The organism is Nocardia sp. NPDC058497, from assembly GCF_042720195.1.
Classification (GTDB): Bacteria; Actinomycetota; Actinomycetes; order Mycobacteriales; family Mycobacteriaceae; genus Nocardia.
Genome location: NZ_JBHXMY010000232.1, coordinates 1 through 8,682, shown reverse-complemented (window position 1 = coordinate 8,682; position 8,682 = coordinate 1). Strand labels below are relative to the sequence as shown.

The window sequence follows — 8,682 nt, the reverse complement described above, 5'->3', positions numbered from 1 at the left end:
GGCAGGTGACCGTAGTCGGGCTCGTCGACGCCCATCATCTCCTGCATCGCCTTCGACGACAGCCCTACCTTGTGGCCGACGATCTTGGCGCCCGACTTCAGCCGGCGCTGGATGTTGAGCAGCTGGATCTCGTAGGCGTCGACGACGTCGATGTCGGGAAACCGGTCGACGAGCGGCGACACGGCGACCCGCTCGTCCTCGGCGCGGGCCAGTTCGTCGGCGAGTTGAGTTCGTACCGCGTCAGGCAGCACGCGGACCTCCTAGCTAGGCAGCGTCAGGCCGCGGTCGACATCATCGCCGCACCGTCGGCCGGTCGGGCCAGGTCGCACGGTCCTCGGACCAGCGGCACGGCCCGTAGGTTCCGGACGTCAAAACTGTAACTGGTTGCGCACACATGTGTCAGCCGTTCACCTGACCATACAACGCAACCAATGGTGATTTCTATAACACGTTCTACCATATTGCAGGCAAACCGCGGAGCCCACTAGAACGAGTTTCATTTTGGCCTGCCAAACTTCGGATCACTTCTATAACGTGTTCCACATGAGTGATCGGGAATACGATGTGGTGGTCGTCGGTAGCGGCGCCGCCGGGATGACCGCCGCCCTCGCCGCGGCCCACAAGGGACTGAGCGTCGTGCTGCTGGAGAAGGCCGCGCACTACGGCGGGTCGACGGCCCGATCCGGCGGTGGCGTCTGGATTCCGGGCAACAAGGCGCTGAAGGCCTCCGGCCGCCCCGACGACCGCGAGGACGCGCGCACCTACCTGCACAGCATCATCGGCGACGTGGTGCCCGCGGAGAAGATCGACACCTACCTCGATCGCGGCGCCGAGGCCTTCGACTTCGTCCTCGATCACACCCCGCTGAAGATGAAGTGGGTTCCCGGCTACTCGGACTACTACCCGGAGGCACCGGGCGGGCTCAGCCAGGGACGTTCGTGTGAGCCGACGCCGTTCAACGGCAAGGTGCTCGGCGCCGAACTGGCCAACCTCGAACCGCCCTACGCCAAGGCGCCGCTGAACGTGGTCGTCATGCAGGCCGACTTCGTGCGGCTCAACCTGATCAAGCGCCACCCCAAGGGCATGATGCGCGCACTGCGCGTCGGCGCCCGCACCTACCTGGCCAAGTTCTCCGGCAAGCACCTGCTCGGCATGGGCCAGGCGATCATCGCCGCCATGCGCAAGGGCCTGCTCGACGCGGGCATTCCGGTGCTGCTGAACACCCCGCTCACCGACCTGGTGGTCACCGACGGGCGGGTCACCGGCGTCAAGGCCACCGTCGACGGCGAGTCGGTGACCTTCACCGCGCGCTACGGCGTGGTCCTCGGCAGCGGCGGTTTCGAGCACAACGCCGACATGCGCGCCAAGTACCAGCGACAGCCGATAACCACTGAGTGGACAACCGGCGCCGCGGCCAACACCGGCGATGGCATCGTCGCGGGCATGGCAGTGGGAGCGACGGTCGGATTCATGGAGGACGCCTGGTGGGGTCCGACCATCTTCAAGGGCGGCAAGCCCTGGTTCGCGCTGGCCGAGCGCAATCTGCCCGGCACCATCATGGTCAACGACCGGGGCGAGCGGTTCGGCAACGAGTCGGCACCGTACGTCGAGGCGGTGCACACCATGTACGGCGGCGAGTACGGCCAGGGCGCGGGCCCGGGCGAGAACATCCCGGCCTGGCTGGTGTTCGACCAGCGCTACCGCAACCGCTACATCTTCGCCGGTCTGCAGCCGGGTCAGCGTTTCCCGTCGCGCTGGCTGGAGAACGACAACATCGTCAAGGCCGACACCATCGAGGAACTAGCCGGCAAGATCGGCGTGCCCGCCGAGAAGCTGACCGCCACGGTGGAACGGTTCAACGGCTTCGCCGCCGCGGGCAAGGACGAGGACTTCGGCCGCGGCAACAGCCACTACGACCGCTACTACGGCGACCCGACCGTGAAGCCCAACCCGTGCCTGGCCGAGCTGTCGCAGGGCCCGTTCTACGCGGCCAAGATGGTGCCGGGCGACCTCGGCACCAAGGGCGGCCTGGTCACCGATACCGCCGGCCGCGTGCTGCGCGAAGACGATTCGGTGATCGATGGCCTCTACGCCGCGGGCAACTCCAGCGCCCCGGTGATGGGCCACACCTACGCGGGCCCCGGCGCCACCATCGGACCCGCGATCACCTTCGCCTACCTCGCGGTGCTCGACATCGTCGCCGCGAAGAAGGCGAAAGCCACCGCGTGACGACCGACAACACCCCGACCCCGCAGGAGTAAGCAATGCCCATCGACCTCCAGACCGCACTCGGCGCGCCGCTCCCGGCGCGGGAGTTCAGCTGGACGCCCACCGACGTGCAGCTCTACCACCTCGGCCTCGGCGCCGGTGCGCACCCGCTCGACCCGGTCGAGCTGACCTACCTCGACGACCAGGCACCCCAGGTGCTGCCGACGTTCGCGACGGTGGCACCGACCCTCGGCGAGACCGAGGCGCCGAAGGTGAGTTTCCCCGGCATCGAGATCGACCTGGCCAAGGTGGTGCACGGCCACCAGGAAGTGGTGGTGCACCGGCCGATTCCGGCCAGCGGCAAGGCGACCAGCACCGGCCGGATCAGCGAGATCTGGGACAAGGGCGCCAACGCGGTGATCGTCCAGGAGAACACCGTCCTCGGCTCCGACGGTGAACCGCTGTGGACCGTCCGCTCCTCGATCTTCGCCAAAGGCGAGGGCGGCTTCGGCGGCGAGCGCGGGCCGAGCGCCAAGGCCGCGCTGCCCGATCGGGCGCCCGACGCCGAGATCCTGACTCCGACGCTGCCGCAGCAGGCCCTGCTCTACCGCCTCTGTGGTGACCGCAACCCTTTGCACTCGGACCCCGAGTTCGCCAAGGGCGCAGGTTTTCCCGCACCGATTCTGCACGGACTGTGCACCTACGGCGTGGTCTGCAAGGCCCTCACCGACGGGCTGCTCGACGGTGACGCGAGCCGGGTCGGCGGCTTCCGGGCCAAGTTCGCCGGAGTGCTGTACCCCGGCGAGACCCTGCGCATCAAGGTGTGGCGCGAGGGTGACGAGCTGATCGGCGCCGCCACCGTGGTCGAACGCGAGGACGCTCCGGTGCTCGGCGAGATCGCGCTGCGCATCGCCTGATTCGACACAGAATGCCCGCCGGACACCGCGTCCGGCGGGCATTTCTCGTTCCGCCCGACGGACCAGCGATCGTGCCGGGACGGCAGGTACGCGTCGCGGGTCAGTCCGTCCGCACCTCTTCGGCGGGCGTGCCGTTGCCGACCAGTCCGCCGACCAGCAGCGCGTAGATCAGCATGATCAGTACCGGCGCTGCCAGCGGCGCCCAGACCAGTTCCACCGGAACCAGGGCGGCGGTGGCGGCCGCGATGGTGAACAGCATCGCGCCGCCGACCGACGGAATCGTCGTCGGCACAACACCTTCGGGCGCGTGCAGGACAGCCGCGTTGAGCAGGTAGGTGGTCGCCACCAACCCTGTCGCGGCGGCGGCGATCACACCCACATCGGAGAACGCGAGCGCCGCGATCACCACCAGCACCGCGCCGATCGCGGCGGGCCGCCACCACCAGCTCACCACGACCAGCGCGAGCGCGGCGACCCCGGCGAACGGGTTGATCAACGCGACCGCGACGACCAGCAGCAGGCCGGCGAGCAGGGCGAGGAATCTCGTCATCGGCGCACCCGCACTGTTCGGCGATGGTCGGGCAGCAGTCGCATGGCCTGATCGAGCCTGGTGTCGGCGGGCCAGGCGATGATGTCGACGCCCACGGTGCCCATGTCGCGATACATCGAGGCGCGCTCGAGCTGCCACATCTTGGCCATGGTCGGGTCGAGGCCCTCCTCGAACGGCGTGCCGCGCAGGACGTCGACCGCGATCACCACGTGTCCGCGTTTGCGCAGGTCGATCAGGGCCAGCGCGAACTGGGTGTCGAGCAGGGTGGAGAAGGCGACGACGATCGCGCCGATCGGCACCGCGGCGTGCGGGGCGAGCGTGCCGGTGGTCTCGACGTGCTCGTCGCCGACGCCGAGCACGGTGTCGACGATCCGGTAGAACTGCCTGCGGCCGATATCGGGGCGCAGCCAGCGCGGCGAATCACCCAGGCAGACGACGGCGGTGCGGTCACCGGCTTGCAGGGTGGACTGCACCACCTGCGCCGCGCCGCGCACCGAGAGTTCCAGCGAGGCGGTGGCGGGGCCGGGCGCCTGTTGGGAGGTGTCGACCAGGACGACCACGTCGGCGGATCGGTTGGTGAAGCGTTCGGTGACGTAGAGCCTGCCCCGGCGCGCGCTCACCGCCCAGTTGACGGTGCGCAGCTGGTCGCCGGGCGCGAAGGCACGGATGTCGGCGTATTCGACGCCGGGACCGTGCTTGCGGGTCAGGTGGGTGCCGATCCGGTCGGGAAGCTCGGTGCGCGGCAAGCGCATTCGCTGCGGATCGGCGATCGGGTACACATACAGCTTGGCCGCCGGCAGCTCGGCGGTGGCGATCGCGAGCCCGGCCGGGCTCAGCGCGGACACCTTGACCTGCACCGGATACCGGCCCCAGCGCGTCGCCGAGAGCGCCAGCTGCATGCCCGCCGGCGCACCGCCGGAGTCGTGTGACTCCTCGACCTCGATCTCGAGACCGGTCAGCGGCACCGCCGTCATCCGCAGCAGCGCGTGCCCGCTCTCGACGAAGGCGGCGGCGTTGCAGCCGACCACCTCGCCCTCGAAGCAGCGCACGGTGCCGCTGCCGTCGACCTGGATCCTGGTCGGGTTCTGCTGCCACGGCGCGGTGGCGAGCACGCCGAGCATCGGAGCGGCGAACACCACGAGCTGCCACTGTCCGCGCAATACCGCGACGACCAGCGCCGCCGCGGCACACCCGGCCAGGATGAACACCAGCGGGGCGGGCCGCCAGCGCAGGTCGACCTCGACCGTCCTGGATTCGTCGCGGTGCTTCATGTGCTGGTGGCGCGGGGCACCGGTAGCCGGCGCAGTAGCTCGGCGATGACGTCCTCACCCCGGATGCGGCGCACCCACATCTCCGGACGCAGGGTGATGCGGTGAGCCATCGCGGGCACCGCCAGCGCCTTCACGTCCTCGGGGATCACATAGTCGCGCCCGAGCAACAGCGCGCGGGCTCGCGACATCTGCACCAGATCGAGTTCGGCGCGCGGGCTGGCGCCGACCTCGACCTGCGGGTGACTGCGCGTCGCCGAGGCGAGCGCGACCACGTAGTTCACGACATCGGGATGCACGGTGACGAACTCGACCGACTGGCGCATCTCCATCAGACCCTGCGCGTCGACGACCTGGCCGACCTGCGGCGGCGTCGCGCCGCGTTCTAGCCTGCGCCGGATCATCTGGGTCTCGTCCTGTTCGGACAGATAGCCGAGCCGCAGCTGGATGGCGAAGCGGTCGAGCTGGGCCTCGGGCAGCGGGTAGGTGCCCTCGTACTCGATCGGGTTGTCGGTGGCCAGCACGATGAAAGGCTGTGGGAGCAGGAAGGTTTCGCCGTCGATGCTCACCTGCCCCTCGGCCATGGCCTCCAGCAGCGCCGCCTGCGTCTTGGGCGGGGTGCGGTTGATCTCGTCGGCGAGCAGGACATTCGTGAAAACCGGACCGCGACGGAAATTGAAACGGCCCGACGACATGTCGTAGATCGTCGAGCCGAGCAGGTCAGCGGGCAGTAAATCAGGCGTGAACTGCACGCGGGTGAAATCCAGGCCGAGCGCGGCCGCGAAGGACCGTGCGATCAGCGTCTTGCCCAGACCTGGCAGGTCCTCGATGAGGACATGTCCTCCGGACAGCACGGCGATCATGATGAGCTGCATCTCATCGCGCTTGCCGACCACGACTCGGCCCAGCTCACGCAGCACGGCGTCGGAGCGCTGGACGGTCACGTTCAACGGCATGGTCATCGGTGGCCTCTAACCCCTCACATCGTCTGCAATCGGCGCAGGATCTCGTCCAGCGCCTCCCTACCCGGTGCGCGACCCGTGTGGTCGCGCAATGCCGAGTTCGCCGGGTCGACCCAGCGCCACAACTCGGGTCCGAACTGCAGTTGACCGGCAGCTTCGGTGGCCCTTCGGTTCTTGGCGACCCGCAGGCCGGTGGACAGTTCGAACTCCTTGGCGAGCAATGGTCGCAGGTGGCGGTCCCAGTCCGCGCGCGTGCCGTCGGCGCGCGCGGTCAGCATCTCGGCGCGCGCGTGCCAGCGGCCCAGCATCTCGGCCGGGCCGTTGTCGATGTACTCGGTCAGCGGTTCCTCGCGCACCACGCGATGCCGCATCGACCAGAGCAGTATCGCCAGTGCGATCGCGACCGGCAGCGCGACGGCGAACAGTACCGCGTCGCGGGCCACCCGCACCAGCGCCACCTCGATCAGCAGCACAACGACGACCGCGGCCGCGATCACGGACGATCGATTCATGCTGTGACCCCCTGGCCTGCTCGGGCGACCGGCCACGCTCGCGCGTCCCAACGCCGGCCGCTCATGCTGTGTCCTCCCGGCATGCTCGGGCGCCCTGCGTGGTCACGCAAGCTACCTCCTCCGGGCGCTGACCTCTCATGCCGCGACCAGCCTTCGCTGCAGATCCGAGAGCACGATGCGCAGGAGCTGCTCGGCGCGCATGCGCTGCCATTCGAGCATCGAGTGCGGGCTGAACCGTGCCTCCTCGAACAGCGCGACCAGCTCGCGTGCCGAAGCATCGTGCAGCACACCGCTTTCGAACGCGCGGGCCAGGACTTCCATCGGGGTGTCGGAGGCCTGCGGGCGGGCGGCGCTGTCGCTGGAAAGGCCGCGCTCCATGGCCACGTAGCAGGCGATGATCGCGGTGCGCGGGTCCTGGCCCGGCGCGTTCATCGCGGCGAGGCCCATCTCGGCGGCCCTGGTGAGCGAGTCGACGGCGCTCGGCGCGGTGTCGGGGAGAGCGGGGACGGCGGGCGCGGGTTCGCGGCGCGAGGCCAGCGCGACGACGATGAGTCCAAGCAGCGCCAGCGCGATCAGCACCAGGGCCAGCACGCCGGCGATCACCAGCGCGGTGCCGGTCAGTTCGGCGGGGCCGGTGCCGGGGTCGGGGGCGGGCGCGTCGGTCGGGGTCGGGACCGGGCCGGAGCCTTCGGGCAGGGTCTCCGAGGCCGGGCGCATCGGCTTTGCTCCCGGCAGCAGGAACAGCGCGGTCACACCGCCCGCGAAGACCAGCGCGAGCACGGCCAGGATGATCGGACCGAGCAGCACCAGCCTGCGCCATGGGAAGCGGGGCGTCGCCTCGCGTTCGGCTTGCGGCATGGCCAGCGGAAGACGATGCTGACTGGCGATCACTCCGGCGATCAGGATGACGATGGACACCAGCAGCAGCACCGGCATCACCGCCACCATCAGCGGCGACGGGGCGCTGGTCGACGATTCGGCGGGACCGGCACCGGGGAGATAGCCCTGCAACGCGATCGTCGCAGCGACAAGCAGTGCGATCACGACGATCGCCCGCGGAATGGGCTGACTCACCCCGATCACAGCTGTACCACCAAACCCCAGAGCCTGCACAAAACAGCCACATAGTTACATGCCGAGTGGTTCGCTCGGGAGGAAATCGATACTTTGGATAACCTCCCCTTTTATTCTCCCCCCGAATTCCCCGGCTTGTTACGCGGTGCGAACGATCGCGTCGTCGATCAGTGGCAACTCACCGAGCCTGCTCGCCGTCCGGGCCAGGTCGGGGATCGCGGGAACACCTGTGGTCAGCTCGGTTACCAGTTCGCGAGCGTGGATCGTGCAGGGTAGGTCGGCGTCGTAGAGGACGTCGATGAGGTTCACCAGCCGCATGGCCCAGTCCGGCGGCACCTCGCGCAGGGGCGGGACCGCGAGCAGGGTCCAGCGGTGGAATCGGCTGGTCAGGGCGAGGTAGTCGGCCGCGCTGGTCGGTGTGCCGCACAACTGCTCGAAATCGAAGGTCACCGCGTCGGCGTCGACGGTGTGTGCCCGTACCGTGCGGCCGTTCCCTATAGGCAGGTCGACGCCGGTCCGATCCCCCGCCTCGGCGCCAGTCCGATGGACTGTGTCGATGCCGGATCGGTGGCCGGCATCGATGCCGGACACCTCGAGGATGTAGGCGCCCGAGACGAAACCGCTGTCGCGGCGGGTGCCCAGGGTCCGGTAGTCGAGTGGACCGTCGAGGGTGACGACGTCGAGGTTGGCCAGGATGCGCTCGATGGTCGGCACGAAACGGTCGTGGAACAGCGGGTTCGGCAGTAGGTCGCGGGGCGGGTAGTTCGAGGTGACCACCAGCGTGCGGCGCTGGGCGAACAGGGTGTCGAGCAGGCGGGCGACGAGCATGGCGTCGCCGATGTCGTTGACGTGGAATTCGTCGAAACACACCAGGTCGGCGTCGGCGAGCAGCGCGGCGACGGCCCGTTCGATCGAACCGAGCTCGTTTGCCGCCGTGTGCAGGGCGGCGAAGAAGCTGTGGAAATGGAAGCGGCGCTTGCGGTCGGAGTCGACGCTCGCGAAGAAGCGGTCCATCACCATCGTCTTGCCGCGGCCCGGCCTGCCGTGCAGATAGATGCCCCGGTGCCGCTTGCGTGGGCGGGCGTGCCGGTCGAGCAGGGCGGCGAGCGCGTCGGCCGCCGCCACCTGGGCCGGGTCCAGAACCACCGTGCCGGAATTCATCACAACCTCCTCGTCCTCTACAGTTGTAGA

The 8,682-nt window shown here is 69.0% G+C and carries 8 protein-coding genes and 1 pseudogene; 2 read left to right on the top strand and 7 right to left on the bottom strand.

Features of this window, described 5'->3' with window-relative positions:
- Positions 1-251, bottom strand: a pseudogene (locus ACFWPJ_RS17145) (2-keto-4-pentenoate hydratase); the annotation flags it as partial.
- Between the two features lie 292 nt (positions 252-543).
- Between ACFWPJ_RS17145 and kstD the strand changes: the two are divergent.
- Together kstD and ACFWPJ_RS17135 are read left to right on the top strand one after the other, a co-directional pair.
- Complete coding sequence (gene kstD / locus ACFWPJ_RS17140) at positions 544-2,229, top strand: 3-oxosteroid 1-dehydrogenase (protein WP_378852398.1); 1,686 nt, start codon at positions 544-546, stop codon at positions 2,227-2,229.
- 35 nt (positions 2,230-2,264) lie between these two features.
- Positions 2,265-3,125 carry a MaoC/PaaZ C-terminal domain-containing protein gene (locus tag ACFWPJ_RS17135; protein ID WP_378852396.1) on the top strand — a complete coding sequence of 287 codons (861 nt, stop codon included), beginning with the start codon at positions 2,265-2,267 and terminating at the stop codon, positions 3,123-3,125.
- A gap of 100 nt (positions 3,126-3,225) precedes the next feature.
- On the opposite strand, the gene ACFWPJ_RS17130 is transcribed toward ACFWPJ_RS17135, so the two are convergent.
- The 6 genes from ACFWPJ_RS17130 to zapE all read right to left on the bottom strand — a co-directional run bounded on the left by ACFWPJ_RS17130 (position 3,226) and on the right by zapE (position 8,652).
- The gene (locus ACFWPJ_RS17130) at positions 3,226-3,675 is read right to left on the bottom strand and encodes a hypothetical protein (RefSeq protein ID WP_378852394.1); all 450 of its coding nucleotides are present in this window, start codon (positions 3,673-3,675) and stop codon (positions 3,226-3,228) included.
- Positions 3,672-4,946, bottom strand: coding sequence for a DUF58 domain-containing protein (locus ACFWPJ_RS17125; protein ID WP_378852392.1), 1,275 nt, complete (start codon positions 4,944-4,946; stop codon positions 3,672-3,674). Before ACFWPJ_RS17125 ends, ACFWPJ_RS17130 begins: the two co-directional genes overlap by 4 nt.
- On the bottom strand, positions 4,943-5,905 hold the full coding sequence (locus ACFWPJ_RS17120; RefSeq protein ID WP_189029784.1) for a MoxR family ATPase: 963 nt from the start codon (positions 5,903-5,905) through the stop codon (positions 4,943-4,945). Before ACFWPJ_RS17120 ends, ACFWPJ_RS17125 begins: the two co-directional genes overlap by 4 nt.
- Before the next feature lie 17 nt (positions 5,906-5,922).
- Positions 5,923-6,417, bottom strand: coding sequence for a hypothetical protein (locus tag ACFWPJ_RS17115; protein ID WP_378852390.1), 495 nt, complete (start codon positions 6,415-6,417; stop codon positions 5,923-5,925).
- 135 nt (positions 6,418-6,552) lie between these two features.
- Complete coding sequence (locus ACFWPJ_RS17110; protein ID WP_378852388.1) at positions 6,553-7,491, bottom strand: DUF4129 domain-containing protein; 939 nt, start codon at positions 7,489-7,491, stop codon at positions 6,553-6,555.
- A 138-nt stretch (positions 7,492-7,629) separates the two neighbouring features.
- A complete protein-coding gene (gene zapE / locus ACFWPJ_RS17105) occupies positions 7,630-8,652 on the bottom strand; it encodes a cell division protein ZapE (RefSeq protein ID WP_378852386.1) in 1,023 nt (340 codons plus the stop codon).
- Positions 8,653-8,682 lie beyond the last annotated feature (30 nt).